Origin of the sequence: Paenibacillus oceani (assembly GCF_014705615.1) — a bacterium.
Taxonomy (GTDB): Bacteria; Bacillota; Bacilli; order Paenibacillales; family NBRC-103111; genus Paenibacillus_AB; species Paenibacillus_AB oceani.
In genome coordinates, this window is record NZ_JACXJA010000043.1 from 43,776 (window position 1) to 61,486 (window position 17,711).

The 17,711-nt window shown below is 54.1% G+C and carries 13 protein-coding genes; 4 read left to right on the forward strand and 9 right to left on the reverse strand.

Translation table 11 applies throughout. The annotated features are described in order from the left end of the window. Window positions 1–503: 503 nt before the first annotated feature. The 8 genes from IDH45_RS26380 to IDH45_RS26415 form a co-directional block, all read right to left on the reverse strand. The gene (locus IDH45_RS26380; RefSeq protein WP_190931139.1) at window positions 504–2,006 is read right to left on the reverse strand and encodes a DUF4179 domain-containing protein; all 1,503 of its coding nucleotides are present in this window, start codon (window positions 2,004–2,006) and stop codon (window positions 504–506) included. Further along, a complete protein-coding gene (locus IDH45_RS26385; RefSeq protein WP_317891291.1) occupies window positions 1,996–2,529 on the reverse strand; it encodes a sigma-70 family RNA polymerase sigma factor in 534 nt (177 codons plus the stop codon). The genes IDH45_RS26380 and IDH45_RS26385 overlap by 11 nt, the downstream gene beginning before the upstream one ends. Before the next feature lie 316 nt (window positions 2,530–2,845). Beyond that, on the reverse strand, window positions 2,846–4,189 hold the full coding sequence (locus IDH45_RS26390) for an ABC transporter substrate-binding protein (RefSeq protein WP_190931141.1): 1,344 nt from the start codon (window positions 4,187–4,189) through the stop codon (window positions 2,846–2,848). A gap of 461 nt (window positions 4,190–4,650) precedes the next feature. Beyond that, window positions 4,651–5,577, reverse strand: a complete 927-nt coding sequence (locus IDH45_RS26395; protein ID WP_190931142.1) for an ArsR/SmtB family transcription factor — start codon at window positions 5,575–5,577, stop codon at window positions 4,651–4,653. Window positions 5,578–5,796: 219 nt separating this feature from the next. Then, the gene (locus IDH45_RS26400; RefSeq protein ID WP_190931143.1) at window positions 5,797–6,915 is read right to left on the reverse strand and encodes a YeeE/YedE family protein; all 1,119 of its coding nucleotides are present in this window, start codon (window positions 6,913–6,915) and stop codon (window positions 5,797–5,799) included. A gap of 23 nt (window positions 6,916–6,938) precedes the next feature. Next, a complete protein-coding gene (locus tag IDH45_RS26405; protein ID WP_190931144.1) occupies window positions 6,939–7,199 on the reverse strand; it encodes a sulfurtransferase TusA family protein in 261 nt (86 codons plus the stop codon). Further along, entirely contained in the window at window positions 7,196–7,591 is a 396-nt protein-coding gene (locus IDH45_RS26410; RefSeq protein WP_190931145.1) for a rhodanese-like domain-containing protein, read from the reverse strand. Before IDH45_RS26410 ends, IDH45_RS26405 begins: the two co-directional genes overlap by 4 nt. Before the next feature lie 12 nt (window positions 7,592–7,603). Continuing rightward, a complete protein-coding gene (locus IDH45_RS26415) occupies window positions 7,604–8,569 on the reverse strand; it encodes a sulfurtransferase (RefSeq protein ID WP_190931146.1) in 966 nt (321 codons plus the stop codon). A gap of 122 nt (window positions 8,570–8,691) precedes the next feature. On the opposite strand from IDH45_RS26415, the gene IDH45_RS26420 reads away from it, so the two are divergent. From IDH45_RS26420 to IDH45_RS26435, 4 genes are all read left to right on the forward strand, one after another. Further along, on the forward strand, window positions 8,692–9,768 hold the full coding sequence (locus tag IDH45_RS26420; RefSeq protein WP_190931147.1) for a YVTN family beta-propeller repeat protein: 1,077 nt from the start codon (window positions 8,692–8,694) through the stop codon (window positions 9,766–9,768). A 172-nt stretch (window positions 9,769–9,940) separates the two neighbouring features. Next, a complete protein-coding gene (locus IDH45_RS26425; RefSeq protein WP_190931148.1) occupies window positions 9,941–11,050 on the forward strand; it encodes a GerAB/ArcD/ProY family transporter in 1,110 nt (369 codons plus the stop codon). After that, window positions 11,031–12,521 carry a spore germination protein gene (locus tag IDH45_RS26430; protein ID WP_190931149.1) on the forward strand — a complete coding sequence of 497 codons (1,491 nt, stop codon included), beginning with the start codon at window positions 11,031–11,033 and terminating at the stop codon, window positions 12,519–12,521. Before IDH45_RS26425 ends, IDH45_RS26430 begins: the two co-directional genes overlap by 20 nt. Next, window positions 12,518–13,666 carry a Ger(x)C family spore germination protein gene (locus tag IDH45_RS26435; RefSeq protein ID WP_223836980.1) on the forward strand — a complete coding sequence of 383 codons (1,149 nt, stop codon included), beginning with the start codon at window positions 12,518–12,520 and terminating at the stop codon, window positions 13,664–13,666. Before IDH45_RS26430 ends, IDH45_RS26435 begins: the two co-directional genes overlap by 4 nt. A 120-nt stretch (window positions 13,667–13,786) precedes the next feature. On the opposite strand, the gene IDH45_RS26440 is transcribed toward IDH45_RS26435, so the two are convergent. After that, window positions 13,787–17,494, reverse strand: coding sequence for a heparinase II/III domain-containing protein (locus IDH45_RS26440; protein ID WP_190931150.1), 3,708 nt, complete (start codon window positions 17,492–17,494; stop codon window positions 13,787–13,789). Window positions 17,495–17,711 lie beyond the last annotated feature (217 nt).

The window sequence follows — 17,711 nt, forward strand, 5'->3', positions numbered from 1 at the left end:
GAGTAATTCGAAGTACTGCGAGATAGTATGAAGTCATGCATCGTTATGCGGAGTAAGGCGGGGTTACGCGTTGTCAGCGAGAAAAACCTGCGTGAAAGCAGGATTTCCTCTCGAAAACCCGCTAATTTAATCATTACCTGCGAATAGGTAGGAATTTCCCTCCAATCTCTCCAAGTATGCGCGGATTTCAAAAAATTCCTTCAATTTAGCAGGCTTTCTCTCTATACACTCGCTGGTTCAAATAAATACCTGCACGCACGCAGGCAATCACCCAACAGCAACTTAAACCAAAATGAACACGGCACTTCGTTGCGGCACGGGCGATAAACTAAAGATTCAGATTGAAAAAGCTGCAGATCCGTATGGACCGGCAGCTTTTTTCTTATTATCGTCTGTATTCTTGAGGTCTGTATTCTTGACATCTGTATTAATGTCGTCTGTATTAATGACATCTGTACTCTTGACATCTCTATCGTAGTCGAAGCCGTCAGTTGCCGGCAGCGCTATTTCCGCAAAACCGGGCCCGCCAGCGTCCAATCCACATTGCTGTACAGCCTGTCCACGACCGTGCGCTTGAAGATGAGCTTGTCCGATATCGTTTGCAGCTGCGCCATGCGGAATTGGTAAAACAACTCCGGCCGGTAGCCGGATAACGTAATCTTATGATCTTTCCAACCCGATCCGATTCCGCTTGAACCACCGCGTTCTGTTACCGTGTACTCCTTGCCGTCGACACCCAGCACGATATACTTGTTAAAACTGTTTTCGTTGCGAAGATTGCCGTTTACATGCAAAGCGCCTTCGGGTACGTTTCCGTTCGTGTCGGGAGGCGACTCGACCGTAAATTTCCTCAAGACGATCTCGTCCCCGAACGATTGGAACGTAACCGGTTGATCGAGCAGCGTTGCAGGCTCAAATTCGACTGCGCTTCCGTCCGTTTCCGCGATTGAATAACCGTCAAAGACGAACCGATACGGCTGATCGGGCGGCAAATATTTAAATGTGAAGCTCCAGTACATCAGACCCGGCTTATTCCCCGGAATTTGCGAATAACTCATCAAGCTGTCCCTATGAGGCGATTTTTTCGTATTGACGCTATGGATTTCGTTCCCGCCGGCGTCCTCAAAATGGAATTTCAACATTTGTTTGTTCCACAGCTCGCCCGGAGAACGGGACAACGCTTCTTCGCTAAGCTCCGTCTCCAGCTCCAGCCGAACGCCTTGAACCATCTGGGTCAATCGCTTCAAGCGGATCGTCATGCCGTCCGGCGATGTATAGCTTCCTTCAAACGGCGTCTCCTTCGTTTGCTTCTTCGCTTCCTTCATATCGACCGAAAAACGGAAGCTCCAATCTCCATGGGTAACCGGTATGTTCTGAATTTCGTTTCCAAGCGACGTAAGCTGGCCCTCCAGCGTAATCGAATCCGTCTGCAGCGGCTCGGGGAAAAAAGCAACAAGGTAATAAAAATCAGGGGTTAACCCATAATCGTACAAACTCCCAACAATACGGCCCGTTTCATCCTTAATTGTCACCTGGTTATCATCTCCAAAAACCAGGAGATCGCGGTCATGCCGGCCGTCCGGCCCGAACAGCTGCAGCGCCATCACAACTCGTGTGGGATCGGCCACGACCTCGTCGACCTTGACCGTGTAGCCCTTGTCCTTCACCTTGATTTTCGGGTGATGCACCAGTCCGAACTCTTGAGCGCGCAGCAATCCGATATCGACATTGTCGCGGGCAAACAAGGATCGTATACGTTCGGCCAGTGAAGGAACGGCGAATACGGACACGATGCCGACAACGATCAGAAGCGCCGCCGCCCCGATCGCAAGCCTCCACGCCTTGCGGCCTGTTCGGGAAAAAGCTGCTCCGGACCTTGCCGTCCCCCCACCCGCAGCAGGCAGGGAAGACAGCGTCAGGTCGATTCGCTGCCTGACAACGTCAGGAAGCTGATCCGTGTACCCCTCCATCCGTGACTTCAGCTCCTGATCCAGCTTATCCTTCATAGCCGACCTTCCTTTCCACGGCGGGAATGCAAAGCCAATCCGCCAAAGTCAATCGGGCGCGATGCAGCCGGGATTTGACGGTACCTTCCGTCGTCTCCAGCAGCTCGGCGATTTGTCTCAGAGGCAAATCCTCGAAATAGTATAGGGTAACGACCATCCGAAGCGTGTCCTCCAGGCGGTCGACCGCCTCTTTCACATCGACCATGTCATACTCGCTCGAACTTGCGGATAAAGCAGGATCGGGCTCGGAGAGCACCATTCTTTTTTGCCTTCTAAGGATCTGCTTGCATTCGTTGATTAAGATGCGCAACAGCCACGACTTGAAATAAGCCGGTTCCCGAACCGTTCGCACAGACTGGTAAGCCTTCAAGATCGTCTCCTGAATCGCATCGGCACAATCCTCATCCCGCTTCACAATCGCCCGGGCTACGCGATACATATTCATCTCCAGCCGCTGGATCAAGCGGATAAAAGCTTCCCGGTCGCCCTCCCGGGCAAGGATTACATCGTCTTCCAGCTCCACATTACGAAGCCTCCTTTTCATACTCCTCCATTGTAACTAAGCATTAGATGGAGCAGCGGGCCGTTCGGTTCGTTTTTCCGATTTTTTCTTGCGATGAAGCGGGGTTAACGCCTTGAAGGGAGAAACTAGGGAGCAAGGCTTGTATTCGAACCCAAGGAGCTATACAGATTGTAACAGAAAGACAGACTTAACATGGCGGTACACGAGGCGGGAAAGTGGCGGATACACGATGGCGGAACACAACGAAGAGGGCCGACGCTAGGTTCGGCCCTGTCTTTTTTGCAGCTATACGGTGGTCTGACTTAGCATGCAGGTTCTATTTTTTCATCGCTTTCGCTTCTTCGATCTTTTTGTTCACTTCTTCATCGGCTTCTCTCAGAGCCGTATTTACGTCCTTCTCCCCGACGATTACGGAACGCATGGCGTTAGCCGCTGACCCTTGGGCGAAGTTGTTGTATTCCCCTACGTATGCAGGCGGAGCGGCAGGCTTCTTGGCCTTGATCGCGGCAATATTTTTCCCTTGCCACTGGGCGACGCTTTTGCCGAAGGCCGCTTTGACCTGATCATTTTTGAGCGGACTGATCTGTGCGAAATCCGACGACAGCTTGGTTTGGACTTCGTCAGTCAACAAATGGGCGATGGCTTTAAAAGCGTCGTCCCGATTTTCGCTCAACGAGGATACGGAAATATAGACGGGATACGGCTGCGAACCGACGCCCGGCGCGCCTTTTAATTCCGGCAAAGAGACGGCGTCCCAGTTGATTCCTTCCTCCGGCTTTGGCGCATCGGAATTGTACATCACGAACATGGCCGACGACTTTTCTTTGAAGAAGGCGTTCTTGATCGCAGCGCCGGTGATCATTTCCTTGGTTGCATCGTAACCGGCCATTTTATACAGCGGGACCATCGTATCGATATATTGCTTCCACGCATCTGTGTTGAGTGCGGCCTTTTCCCCTTTGGCATCTACGAACCCGAGCGACAACTGGTTGCCGATAACCAGATGGGAAGGATCGGTCACAAAACCTCTGTATTGAACCCCTCCTTCGTTTCTGGTCAGCCGGGTCGCGATTCCTACCAAGCTTTCCCACGTCATATTGTCCGTCGGATACGGAACGCCGAACTTATCGAAAATATCTTTGTTGTAGTAGAGCAGCAGTCCAAGGTCGTACAAAGGCAAACCGCTCAGCTTGCCGCCGTCCAGATTGCGGATCATATCCAAGTATGCGGGCTCGATCTTGTTCAGGTCGAACTTGCTTTTCTGCACCAGATCGGACATATCAGCAACCAGCTCGAACGGTTTAAATTGATTCCGGTACGTGGCGAAAGACCCGATCATGAGATCGATCTTGCGTTTCTCGGTCACAATATTTTGAGCGATGTTGCCGGTACTCTCAATGACTTCGAACGAATAGTGCGGATATTTCGCTTGAATCGACTTGCCATACCGATCCATAAACCAATCCATATTCACGCCGCCCGGTATCAACACCTGCAGTTTCACCGGCTTTGTGCTTTCTGCCGGCGTCGGAGCTGGCGCCGGCGTACCGCCGTTTTCCTCGGCCGCCTTTCCCCCGCAAGCCGCAAGCGTCGCCGCCATCATCCCGACTAGCGCTAATACTGTTCCGGTTTGTCGTGCTTTCCCCCATGTTTGTTTCAAGTGGTAACTCCCCTTTAGCATTCATTTATTATATAAAGCGGATGGAATACGCCTTATACCTTGCTAAATATCGATAATAGTACTAACTTCCGCATAACAACGCTTTCACCAACAAGTAATTAAAGGATAATGGAGAAATGAAGTATTGTCAACAATATTATAATATTACAATAAATTAATCACACCCACTTACAGTAGCCGATTTTATTTCATAAAACATGTATTAACATCATCATCCCCCGACAATTAAAGATAACCATTACTTCATCCGCCCCATCTCTATCCGCCCCCGCTTCTTTCCTGCAAAAGCCTCCCTACTGCCAGCCCGTTCCATAAACTCCATATGCACCAAAAAGACGCCTCCGAACGAATCCCGTCCGCTTGGCGCCTCCGTACCTGTCTCCTGTCCTTCTACCCATCCGTTTCCCAACCATCCGGGCAGTCCGCTTCCCTCCAACGCGCTACTCGTACATCACACGCATGACAATATCCTGCTCGTAATCCCCGAACCGTCTGCCGAACAAGTTGATGCCCCCGATGTTGACGGCATCCGATTTAATGCCGATCCGCAGCTTGACCGGCGCCGCCGCACGCGCGCGGATATTCAGCTCCTGCAAAGTGACGCCGGCTAGCAGCACGTCATCCAAATAAGTTCCGCTGCCCGTGACCTTCCATGTTTTCAGCAGCCCGTACTGCGTCACCGCATCGGTCACCCAATCCGGGTTCAGCTTGCCTCTGCGGTCTCCGAAATCGCCGGGGCATGTCCAGGTGCCGATCTCGGTATCGTTGATCCAGAGCGTAATGTCCGAAGGCCAGTCATGGTCGTAGGTCGGCGCTTCCGAGCACAGCTCCATCGCAAACTGAATGGATTGAATCGACGCTTGGCGCGGAAACGCCGCTGGAAATTTGTATTCCACGTAGCCTTGCCGAAACCAGATCAGCTGCGCGGATACCCGCTCGGGCATATAAAAAACGGACGGTTCTTCCTTCGGCTCCACGATTCCCGACTCGAGCGCCATCCCGCAGGTAGAGGCGACTTCGCAATCCGAATAATGGCCGATCGGCATTTCCACGGTATAGCAGTTTTTCGGATTATGGTTGCCGAGCGCCGTATGCAGCTTCATCCGGACCAAGTCAAAATTACGGGAGCACACTTTCATCGTTCCCCGCCTGGCCGGCAGCGTCTCTGTCACGATCAGCCCGGTTTTCTCCAGCACTTTCACGTTAAGAGCGACGGTGGATACCGGCAAGCTTAGCTGCTCAGCTATATCGATAATGTTCATTTTGCGATCATTCAGCAGCTTGATGATCTCGAGACGAACGTCGGAAGCCAGCGCATGGGCGACCTGCTTCAACAATTCCGGCTCGTCGAGCGACAAATCCAACATAGGAATTCCCTCCGCCAGTATAGGGCTTGTTAGCTTCCTGAACAGCTCCAGACTTCCGACAGCAAGTCCGCAGTTCTTCCCTCCATTATAGCCTCCGAGCCGCCGTCGTTAAAGCGGGGATTCGCAGACGCCGAACGAGCTGCGCCGCACAAAAAAAAAGGACAACGCCCAGGCGAAGCCTGCGTTGTCCTCCCGCTTCTCTTCTTATCCTAACTTCGCTCAAGCTCCAAATGAATCGTCCCGCTTGAACAGCATCAGCGGCATTTTGAACACATAAGCGACGACGATGAAAATGCCGATAACCATGCCGACCAGGACGAGCACGCTGCTGATCGACAGCCCGCCGACGCCGGTGATGACGTTGGCGATGTTGCAGCCCGGCGCGATCCGCGACGAGATCCCCATCAGCAAGCCGCCGAAGATGGCGGCCGGCAGACGCGATCTGCGCGGGAAGCGAAGCTTGAAGCTCCCGCTCAGCAAGGCGGCGGAAAGCGATCCGATCACGAGGAAGATGACGAGCGTCTCCTCCGGTCCGAGTCCTACTTTCGGAAAGTCGGCGAACAGCGCATTCAGGTACGTGTTGTTAAAGACGAAATCGTCCCCGAAAATTTGAGCGACGGCCACCGCGCCGATCCGCGTCTCCGGACCGGTGATGCCGACGTTCGACATCAGCGCGAATTGAACCGTAGCGACGACCCCGATCAGAAAAGCCACGAGACGAATGTCCCAGTGCGACTGCTTGAACGGGTTGCCCTCCCAGTCGGTCAAGGCGCTTTTGAACCCTTGCACGAAACCTTTCGCTCCGAACCGGGCGACCGCGATCGCCACCATAATCACTACGATAGCAACCGGTATTACATAGATGGGCAGCGGCAAATTATACAGGGTATACCCCGAATCGACGACTGTCAGCGGTTCAATCGCATCGCGCGCCCACGGATCGTAGATCAGAGCGAACAGCAGGTTGCCCGCGATGGCGAACAGCAGCACGATCCAGAACTGCACATACCCCATGCCGCACCGGTACAGCGTGCCCGAGCCGCAGCCTCCGGCGATCGTCATGCCGATCCCGAACAGCAGTCCGCCCAGCAGGTTCGCTCCGCCGATCGGCACGGTCCACAAGTCGGCGATCCCCTTGGCGCCGGTCGTCAGTACGAGCGCCCAGCCCAGCAGGGCGGTAGCCATCAGCACGAGCACGCCGTTCAGGATTCGCGTATCGCGCACGCTGATCCAGTCGCGAATTGAGGCGACGAAGCAAAAGTCCGCTTTTTGCAGCAAAAATCCGTAGCTGAATCCGAAAAATGCGGCCAGCAGAAAAACATCCCAAGTGTAAGCCATCGGAGCCAACCTTCCTTAGTTCATTACGACTTTTTCACGAAAATATGATATTGTCCGCCTTTTTTGGCGACCCCGAGAAACTCTCCGATTTTATTCATCTTCACAGCAGCCGGAATCGTCTTCGTCGCGATGCTGTGATCGGTAATCTCGACGACGATTTCTCCCGCTTTCGCTTTGCGAAGTCCGTCCAAAGCCAGATTCAGCGTATGCGGGCACACTTCCCCGATGGCGTCTACGATGTGGTCGGGCTTCAGTTCGAGCAATTGTTGTTCAGTAAGGCTCATTGTCCGTGATCCCCTTTCGATTCGTCGAGTCTGTAAGTTTCGATCGGCTCCGCGGAGCCTGTTGCCGTGACGTTCCCTTCATTGGCCCAGCTGAGCATGCCCCCGGCAAAGTTGTGCACCTTGGAGAACCCGTTGTTTTGAAAATATTTGGCGACCTCAAAGCTCCTCCGGCCGCTTCTGCAGACGAACACGTATTCCTTCTCCGGGTCAAGCTTCTCGGTCCAGTCGATAATATCGCCCATCGGAATCAGGGGCAGCCCCTCAATATGGGCCACCTCGTACTCCTCGGGTTCCCGGACGTCGATTACGACAGCGGTACGGTTCGGGTCTTCGAGTATATCCTTTAACTCCTGCCAATCCAAGTGGGAAACTTCTTCGATTCTGTGCGGCATGCGGCTTCCTCCTTATTTCACCAGCGTCGTATCGTCAGCGTTAGCCCATTCGGCCATCGAGCCTTCGTAAGGACGAATATCCTGGAACCCGAGCAGACGCAGCGTGAAGTAGGAATGCGCTCCGCGAATGTTCGTCTGGCAGTACGGAATGATCGTTTTTTCCTTATCCGTCACTCCGGCTTTCGTGTAAATATCGTTCAGGTCTTTGTAGCTTTTGAACTTCGGCACCCCGTCCGCCGGAGTCTGGTCGATCGCCTCGCTCCACTCGGTGTTGACTGCGCCCTTGACGTGTCCGCCGTTTTTGTTGCCGCGCAAATCTTCGCCGGAATATTCCTTCGCCGAGCGGGTGTCGAGCACTGTGCACTGGGCGAGATCGGCGCTCAGCAGTTGCGTTTTGGTCGTAATCAGCTTGTCGTTAGGCTGCGGAGCGAAATTGCCCCTGGTTACCGCCGGAACATCCGTCGACACTTCCTTGCCGGCAGCCGTCCATGCGGCATAACCGCCATTAAGAATCTTTATTTTATCTTTCAGACCGTAATATTCGAGTGCGTAAAAAACGCGTGTTGCGCCGTTGCCCGAAGCTTCGTCATACACGACGATCGTCGAGTCGCTGTTGATCCCGGCCTTTTGAACCAGCTCGGTGAACGCTTCTTTCGAGACGATCGAATTATTTTTGGAATCTTTCAGCAGGCCCGAGTTGATCGACACCGCTCCCGGAATATGTCCCTGCTCGTAACCTTTGGAACGGGCGTCGATAATTTTAACCTTTGCGTCCTTCGCATTCGACTCTACCCATTTCACATCGGCAAGCAGCTGTGCATTCGGATACGGGTCCGTCGCTTTGACTTCCTGAACCGCCTTGTTGCCTGTGTTCGAGCCCCCCGCCGCATTCGTTGCGCTGCCGTCCGGCTTGCTGCTGCAGGCCCCGGCAATCCCCGCAAGTACTACCAATGAAAGAAGTGCCATTTTCTTTTTCATCGAATCTTTCTCTCCTTCCGGACCTTCTGCATCTTGCGCCCTATATCGTTTCCCTAGTATAATACACCTATCCCGAGTGTGTTACAAGGATTAATTTCAGCTAATCGATTAGGAGAATTGCAATGAGACAAAGGAAGCGGGTTATCGCAATCGGAGTAGCGCTCGTCTTGATTCTGAGCGGATGTGCGATGGAGACGAAAGAACAGGCTCGCCAGCGTCTGTCGGCGGGCGGGGACAATAAGACGGGGGTAGCGGGCGCCGCGGCGCCGCAAGGAGAGGCCGGGAAGCTGACGGCTGTCCAATTTTATGTGCCTAGCGAGAAAGAGAACAAGCTGTCGGTCATCGACGTGCCGACCGGCAAAGTCGTAGGCTCCGTCCAGCTGTCGGAAGCGCCGGCGACGGTCGTCTTCTCGAGTACGATGCGGGAAGCGTATGCGGCCAATATGAACAGCAGCACGATCTCCTTCATCAATACGCAGACATTAAAGGTGGAGAAGGAAGTCCCGGTTGGCCCGATGCCTCACGGGATCGTGCTGTCGCCGGACAACAAGACGCTGTATGTCGCGGCCGTGGCGGACCAGTTCGTCTATCTCGTCGATACGAAGGCGGGCAAGGAAGCCGGAACAATCGATCTGGGAGCCGGGGCGAAGACCAACTACATGGCTTTGTTCGGCGACAAGCTCTATATTAGCGATCATGAGAATCATAAGGTGTACGTCGTTAATGTGAAAACGAAAGAAAAAGTGCTTACGATCGAAACCGGCAAAACGCCGCGAGCCGTCAAAGTAAGCGACGACGGCAAGAAGCTGTTCGTTCCGACTGCCGGGGACGGCAACCTGGAAACGTACAATACCGAGGACGGCAAGCTGCTCTCTAAAATTCCGGTCGGAGCCGGCGCCACCGATGTCGTCATCGCGGAGGACGGACAGAGCGGCATTGTTACGTCCATGGAAGGCAATTCGGTCACGTTTGTCGACCTCGCAGGCGGCAAACCAGTCCAGACGATTCAGGATTTGCCGGGTGCCCGCCATATCGCCTACAATCGGCTGCAGTCCAAAGCGTACGTCACGCTCTCGGGCTCAGACGAGGTCGCCGTCATCGATACCCTGACGCGTCAGACCGGCGAGAGAATTAAAGTAGGAACGATGCCGCACGGCATTCAGCTCAAAGCATTACCCGGCATCGGCGGCAGCTGCTGAACCGCCCGATCCGAACAAACAGCCTCCTTTCACAGTAGTGAAAGGAGGCTGTTTGTTATTGTCCGTTCTCGGCCCCGCCATACCTGAGAACTTCTGCAGCGGTGCATGTTTCGGGCAGAAATGGGAAAGCGTACTAAGTGATCGATCATTACGGATAGAAAGTGCGATGCCCATGAGCAGGTCCAATAGCAAAATCAACTTTTTGCAATTATGCATGATTCTGATGCTGATGAACGGCTTGACTGATCACGTCATCATTAATCCACTGCTGCTGGATGCCTCCGGACGCGATGCATGGATTGCAGTCATCTGCACCGCATTCTGGTTCCTCCCTTGGTGCGCGCTGATCGTTTACATTATGCGCTCCGCCAATGGAGAAAGAATCCAGCCTTGGTTAGCCAAACAGACTTCTCCGGTCATCTCCTGGTTGCTGCTAACCCCTATCATCTTGCAGTTGTACTTGATCGGGGGAATGACTGTTGAACAGACGGTCACCTGGACGGCCACGAACTATTTGCCTGCCACCCCGACATCGGTGCTGACGATCGTCTTGGTGCTGGTATGCCTGTATGCGGCCAATTACGGACTCAAGGCCATTGCGATCAGCTCCGGCATTTTGCTTCCGACCGTCATCGGACTCGGTTTTTTTGTAGCGATCGCCAATATACCTGAGAAAGACTACGGCATGCTGAAGCCTTTTCTCGAGAACGGCTGGAAGCCTGTCTATCATGGAATGGTGTTTGCCGGGGGCAGCTTTTCGGAACTCTTTTTAATTCTGCTATTACAACACCGTCTCAAATCGGGGATCAAATCTTGGAAGCTGATGCTTCTTGCCCTGATCCTCATCTACATCACGTTAGGTCCTATTGTTGGCGCTATTACGGAATTCGGTCCCCAAGAAGCGGCGAAGCAGATGGTATCTCCATATGAACAGTGGCGTCTGGTCCGATTGGGCGATTATATCGAACATGTCGATTTTTTATCCGTCTACCAGTGGCTGGCCGGCGCAACCGTACGGATCAGTGTGGCCATGTTTTTGCTGGCCGACCTGCTGCCCATTCACAGCCCGAAAGTCCGTCAGCTCTTTTTGTGGGGGCTTACGTTAAGCTATGTTGGCTGTATATTGTTTACGAATTCTCAAAATGCGCTCTATTTGCGTATTTACCAATCCTATTTTCCCATAACGCTTGTAGTCACACTGCTGCTTAGCGTTGTAACTACCGGCATAGCGTTCTGGTCAAGGAAAAAGGGGGAGATCCGGCATGAACGAACCGATTCCTAACCCGCCGACTATTGTATGGACGGAACAGAAGCTGAGAAATATATTCGCTTTATCTTCAGACGTCAAAGTTCATTCGTACCGCTTTGGTCCGCACAATGAACCGTCTGACGTCGTATTGGTTTATACGGAGGGGCTGTGCAACAACGAAGCGATCGGCAGAACGATCCTCCCCTCCCTGCATCAGGCCTACCAGCAAACGAAGTTCGCCGATATCGGCTCGAACAGGCTGTTTGGGCTTTTGCCCCTCATTCCTTTCGAGGGCCAGACCGAAATCGATAACATAACGATTTCCGTTTTCCAGGGCAATCTGGTTCTTCTGTTCCCCGATCAAGGGGAGTTGTTCCGGATCGACATCGGCAGTCGCCCCGAACGAAACCCGGAGGAATCCAGTACGGAAATTTCGATCAAGGGGCCGAAGGACGGCTTTATCGAAGACATTGCCGTTAACGTCGCACTGATCCGCAAGCGAATCCGAAGCGATACGTTGTGTTACGAAACGACGCTTTTGGGACGGCGGACGAAAACGAAAATCGGACTTCTCTACATCCGGGACATCATCTCGCCGAAGATCTTGAGCGAGGTCCGCTCCCGGCTCGACAAGATCGATGTGGACGGCATTTATAGTGTCAGCCAACTCGAAGAGGCGCTTTCGGACGCCAAATATTCATTGTTCCCGTTGTTCGACAATACCGGACGCCCGGACTATGCGGTCGCAAGTCTGCTCGCCGGCAGATTCGTCATCATAGTCGACGGGATTCCGCTTGTATTAATCGGTCCCAGCAACTTTGCGCTGCTCTTGAAGTCACCGGAAGATATTCACTTTACTTACCAATATACGACGTTTTCCCGGCTCATCCGTCTGACCAGTTTCCTGATTGCCATCTATTTGCCGGGCTTTTGGGTAGCCCTGTCCGCGTTTCATCAGGATCAGATTCCGTTCCGCCTGATGGCAACCATTGCAGTGGCCCGTCTCGGGCTTCCGCTATCCGCCCAGATGGAGATGTTCCTGTTGCTCGTCATGCTGGAAATTTTCAGAGAAGCGGGGGTACGCCTTCCAAGCAGCATCGGGCAAACCCTTACGGTAGTCGGCGGATTGATTATCGGAGATGCCGCGATCCGGGTAGGTCTCGTATCGCCATCTGTTGTCGTCGTAGGCGCGTTAACAGCGGTTGCGGGAGCAACACTGGTCAATCAGACGTTAAGCACGGTAGTAAGCGTAATCCGATTAACCATCTTTTTGCTCTGCTCGATGATCGGCATGTACGGGCTCATCCTTTCGATGATTCTGCTTACGTTTTACATGTCGAGACTGCATTCGTTCGGCGTTCCATACCTGGCTCCTCTCTCTCCGCCTATCTTTAAAGATATGCTGTCCGCGTTTTTGCGCATACCGTGGAGCAAGAGGAGAACCCGGCCGGTGACACTTCATACGACCGATTCGGACCACTATAGCAAGGAGGAGGAGCCTTGAGATCGATCGGAATTGTGCTCGTGACGGTGATGGCCGCATTGCTGCTAACGGGATGCTGGAACTCCAAGGACATTCAGAAGATGGCCTACGTCACTGCGCTCGGCTTCGATTATGCGGATGGCAAAATTGTAAGCTACGTGCAGGTTCTCAACTTCTCCAACGTTGCCAAGGGGGAGACTTCGCAAGTCGGCAAATCCGTACCGGTATGGGTAGGCAAGGGGGAAGGGATTACGGTTACCGAATCACTTACGGACATCTACTCCACGTCCCAGATTCGAATCTTCTGGGGGCACATCAAGGCGATTGTGTGTACAGAAAGTTTTATGCAGAACGGGCAACGCATCAAGGAAGCCTACGATATGGTGAACCGGTATCGCGAAATTCGCTACAACGTGCTTCTGTACGGGACGAAAGATAATTTGCGGGATATATTCATTCAAAAATCGCTGCTCAACTTCTCGCCGATCGATACGGTGATGAGCACACCCTCGCAAATTTATACGCAGCGCTCCTTCATCCTCCCGGTATACGGATTCAAGCTGATCGCCCATTTCAACGAGGCCGGCTCGCCGATCATGCTGCCTTCCATCACGGTGGCCAAGGGGGACTGGACGGAGGATCAGAAAAAGAAGTCGATGCTGCGAATTAACGGCGCCTACTTTTTCCGAAAGCTGGATATGATCGGCTGGCTCTCCGAGAACGACCTCGCCGGATACCGATGGGCGCAGCAAAAACTGGAGCGATCGCCGATCAATGTGCCCGACAATGCCAACCCTGCCGTGGCGCTCGTTCTGACCAAGCCCCGGTTTAAAGTAACGACAGTTATAAACGGAGATGTGAAATATAACATCCACGTCAAAATGCAAGCCTATCTGGACGAAATGACACGGGATATTACGGAAAAGGAAATCGAAGATCAAGCGGCGCAAGTAGTCAAGGAAGAAATAATGGCCACCTATAAGAAAGGACTGCGGATTCAGGCCGATATCTTCAAACTTGACGAGGTGTTGTACCGGAACCATCCGAAATTGTGGCGGGAACGCCACGAAAGGGGAGCCTTCCTGTTGACACCGGATTCGATCAACGAGATCGTCGTGAAGATCAGTCTGCTGCACACCGGCAAATATAAAGGGCGAGCCGATTAAAAACTCCTGCGTAAGCGATAATCCGCTCCTTGAAGGTTGCTTCTCCCGGGGCTCCTCTTGGTCGCGGAAACGCACAGAAGCGCCCCCGGATTCATTCAATCTTCCGGAGGCGCTTTGCTGTTAACGGACCGACACGTTGCCGATGCGGAACGTATGCATGCCCTGCCATTCGAGGAACGGATGCGAGGTCATTCTCGAGCTGCCGTCGGGCCTGTAATCCCAGCCCGGATCCGTATGATCCAGCACGATCCACGCCTTTCCGCTTTCGCGGCGGATTTCCTTCACTTTGTAGCCGTGAGTTTTGCCGTCGGGATGAGTGACGACAACCGTGCTGCCCGTATACGATGCGGGCACGGCCGTTTCGGTAACGATCGCATCGGCCGGATCGCCGTTAACGATTCGCATAACGTCCGTCACCGTCCCGGTCGCCGGCCCCGGACCGGTTAGCGTTTCACCGCCTTTGCGCAGCAGTGTTCCTTCCGAGAGCACCATCTTCGTCACCGTCCCGTTCTCGGTTCGGATAAAGCCGTATTTGCCGTTCAGCTCCATGTCCCCTACCTTCAGCGTCGCACCGGGCTCCGACGAGCTCAGCACCGTATCGGTTATCGCCCCGTAACGGATTTGCAGCGCAACCCCGCCTTCTTGGGGCAGGTCGGGTACCAATTTCTCAACTGATTCGATTTTCGGACCCGCTCCCTTGTACGGCTCGATGATATGGACGAAGGTGCTCGACAGATTGGTGCCGCTCCTTCTTACGACCAGCTTCGGCATCCAATACTTGACCGCTTCGGTATTGATATCTTTAGATGTGCCGGATAGACGGGTCGCCCGAAGCGAGGGCGAGCGGCCGATAAACAGTTCGTTCTCCCCGCTTGCGTCCGTAAAACCGGTAATCGCAAGCTTCCCTTGATCTGTACCGTTGTCGCTCGTCTCGAGCGTAACCTGATAGCGGCCGTCCGGAATTTCCGCGCGCTGCACATCCTGCACGTAAATATAACCGTAATAGTTTCCTTGCGCGGAACCGGTGTCGTTCTCGGATTCGGGCATCGTCACCTGCGTCCCTTCCGGGAGCAAATAGGGGCCGTAAGGCTCTATAGCCGCGTCGGTTGTAAATACGCCGTCGCGGTTCGCATCGCCTCCGAGGGTATATTCGTGGCGGCTGCCGCCCGCTATGCGGAACAGATCCACCACATAGCCGTCCTCCGCCGACTCGCCGTCTCCGAACGGAATGACCCAGGGCTCCCTGCTGTATTCGTCCGTTACCGGGTAGGCATCCGGCTGGCTGGCCCGGACGATCTGTACGCCGCTGTCTCCCGTTACCAGCGACTCGATCCGCCCGCCATGCAGCCCTTGTCCGCTCAGCTTCATATCCGCCCCGTCGACGATGACCATGTTATGCGCAAGCGTCGAAGACGTCCATCTCCGGTAAAACGTATGCGTATACCCGATATCCGGAAGCAGCTCCTGTCCTTGCGCGAACAGGGTTAAGTTTAACGGATCGTAGTGGTTGTGGCCATCTTTCGGCGTGAATTGCAAATAAGTTTGCAACTGCCGGCCGCCCGTTCCCAGCGCAAGCCGGGATATGCCCGAGCCAGGCAGCAGATAGGAGCCGAGATCGGTGCGAGGCAACGCGGTTTTCTCGTTCGCCCACGTATCCTGAATGGGTACATAACTGCCGTTCGGATAAGCGACTACGTTTTTCATGTTAAGCGCATTGCCGAGCGCGGGATACGTCCCCGTCATATCGACGTTGTCCAGACGCTGGCCGTCCCTGGGAGACAAATAGCCGGTGGGGTCGCTCCACCCTTTCGCCTCCTCCATGCTTTGCACCAGACCGTTAATCGACTGATTGTGATAAGACAGCGTCACCTCTTTCCAGAACCCGTCGGACAAAAAGTTGTTCGCAGCGAAGTCCTGTATGAGATCCACCGCCTCGTGCATGTACGCAGGCTGTCCCGAGGCTTTGGCCATCCGGACCAGACCGAGCCAGGTCGTATACTCCATATTGTGATTCAGCACCGGGAACGACCGGACGAAGTCGAAGGACGGCTCAAACACCGTCTCCACAAGCTTCTTCTCGACATCGAAGCCAAGCTCCGCGCTTAATAGCGCAAAAGCATTCGTCTTGCGCACGTCGCGGTAAGCGTTGATCAAATAACTCATATTCGTCATTTCGCCGGTATACCACCGGTACCATACTCCGCCCCAGTAATGGTAAGGAGGCCCGCCGACGACCGGATAATTGGTCCAGTAATAATCGTTGGTCGGCAAATATCCGGCGTAAACGTCGGCCCACCGGTTCAGCAGAAGGGCCGCTCCAAGCGGATCCGTCGCCGCGATTTTAGCTGTCTCGCGCAGCGTGTAGTCTTTCTGGAAGTACCATAGATGGGCGGTCAGAAAATATTTGCGGCCTTCGCCGTCTTCGTAATACGGGTATTCGACCGTTTCGCCTTTTCGGTTCGTTACGGTCAGCTTATGCGTCTCCGGGTATGTGCTGTTCGGATAGACGGTCCCGGTCGTCTTCGAGACGATCTGATTCGGGTTCTGCACGTTCCAGCTGTACAGCTGATACGGGGAAAGCGTCGGATTTTCCGGAAGTCCGGTAAAGATAAAGCCGGTCTTCTCCGGAATCAGCCGCATCACGGTTTCGACATGACTGGAAGCCGGCGCATTCGCCACTTCCCGGATCGGCCCCGCAGGGAAAACGATCCCCGAAGCTTGCTTATCCCCGGCTTCGATCAGCGCGTTCCGGTCGAACGACAGCTCAAAGTAATGGTAGATGCCGTTTCCTTGGCGGAAACCGGCCTGCAAGCGGTATTGTCCCGCCGCCAACGGTTTCGGATGATTAAACGTAAGAAAAGTTTGCCCGCCCAGTTTCTCCACGGCAGGCGGCTCCAGGCGGGTCGTTACGCCATCCGGCGATATCCACGCCAGGCGCACTTCCGTCCCGTTATGAATCGCATTGCCGTTCACGGCGAATTGTTTCGTCGTGTAGTTCACATAGGTGAGCTTTCCGTTCGGGGGCTGCCACCGCTCGGTACGGCTGCCCGGCGCGTCATGTAAGGGAGGTGTGCTCACAAAGTATAACGGCGCCATGCGGGACTCGTTCAGCACATGAGAGACAAGGCTGATCGAGCTGCCTCCCTGATCCACGATGTAGGAGCTGCGGATCGGCGCCCAGGAGCTGAACGGCTCCGAGTTGATTCCAAAATAACGCATCAGGTTAAATGACCACATCTCTCCCTCGGCCGGCTCCGTCTTCCCGAGCGATTGGAAAGGCACTCTCACTTCTGCCGTCCAGGAACCGGCCCCCCGGCCGATCTGAACCGCCGCTCCCTGCAGTTCCTTTACCGCCGTCCCCCAATTACTGCGGATCGGACGGTCCCCGCTCGCGATCGGGATTGTCAGCCGGTATACGTCGGCACGGGCCGTTCCCGGGGCCAGCAATACCTCCACTATTTCCGTGTCCGGGGCTGTCCCCGGCTGTTCATAAAGTCCCTCCAGACCTAAATATAGATTGGCATCATCGTACAGCAGATACAGCTTGGTACCGGACCCGGCCGGGCGGTTGTCGAACATGGTGACGAAGCCGTCCGCCTGAAATGCCGACTGCCATAAAGGCTCCATTGTTCCGTCTACGGCCGGAACGTGTCCGGTCTGCGGTACGATAGCTATGCGGTTGGTGAAGCTTAACACCTCGCTGTCCATCGTTTGCCCTCCTCCTCCGCCTGCGGGCGCATCCGGTTCCGCCCAGGCGAGCTGAACAACCAGAAGCGACCATACGCACAGACAGATACTCCATACCTTGACGGATCGTCTCCTTGACATCTTTTCCCACCTCCATCATTTGGATCGCAGGGGACGAGATGTAAGTGCTTTCAGTTTCGCAGGGCCGATATCGTCTGCGATCTTACCGTCAAAATATCACATTGGGTCTCATGTGACAAGGACGCAAATTCATCTTTATTTCAAGCTTTTGTGGTACAATCGGTATATCTCTTGTTTCATTCGTACCGTGAATTCTACCCTTCATAAATGGGAGCCT

Excerpts from the sequence above, each read along its gene's own strand:
- IDH45_RS26380 (WP_190931139.1), bottom strand. The coding sequence starts at position 2,006 with ATGAAGGATAAGCTGGATCAGGAGCTGAAGTCACGGATGGAGGGGTAC.
- IDH45_RS26395 (WP_190931142.1), bottom strand. The coding sequence starts at position 5,577 with ATGTTGGATTTGTCGCTCGACGAGCCGGAATTGTTGAAGCAGGTCGCC.
- IDH45_RS26400 (WP_190931143.1), bottom strand. The coding sequence starts at position 6,915 with ATGGCTTACACTTGGGATGTTTTTCTGCTGGCCGCATTTTTCGGATTC.
- IDH45_RS26405 (WP_190931144.1), bottom strand. The coding sequence starts at position 7,199 with ATGAGCCTTACTGAACAACAATTGCTCGAACTGAAGCCCGACCACATC.
- IDH45_RS26410 (WP_190931145.1), bottom strand. The coding sequence starts at position 7,591 with ATGCCGCACAGAATCGAAGAAGTTTCCCACTTGGATTGGCAGGAGTTA.
- IDH45_RS26415 (WP_190931146.1), bottom strand. The coding sequence starts at position 8,569 with ATGAAAAAGAAAATGGCACTTCTTTCATTGGTAGTACTTGCGGGGATT.
- IDH45_RS26420 (WP_190931147.1), top strand. The coding sequence starts at position 8,692 with ATGAGACAAAGGAAGCGGGTTATCGCAATCGGAGTAGCGCTCGTCTTG.
- IDH45_RS26425 (WP_190931148.1), top strand. The coding sequence starts at position 9,941 with ATGAGCAGGTCCAATAGCAAAATCAACTTTTTGCAATTATGCATGATT.
- IDH45_RS26430 (WP_190931149.1), top strand. The coding sequence starts at position 11,031 with ATGAACGAACCGATTCCTAACCCGCCGACTATTGTATGGACGGAACAG.
- IDH45_RS26440 (WP_190931150.1), bottom strand. The coding sequence starts at position 17,494 with ATGTCAAGGAGACGATCCGTCAAGGTATGGAGTATCTGTCTGTGCGTA.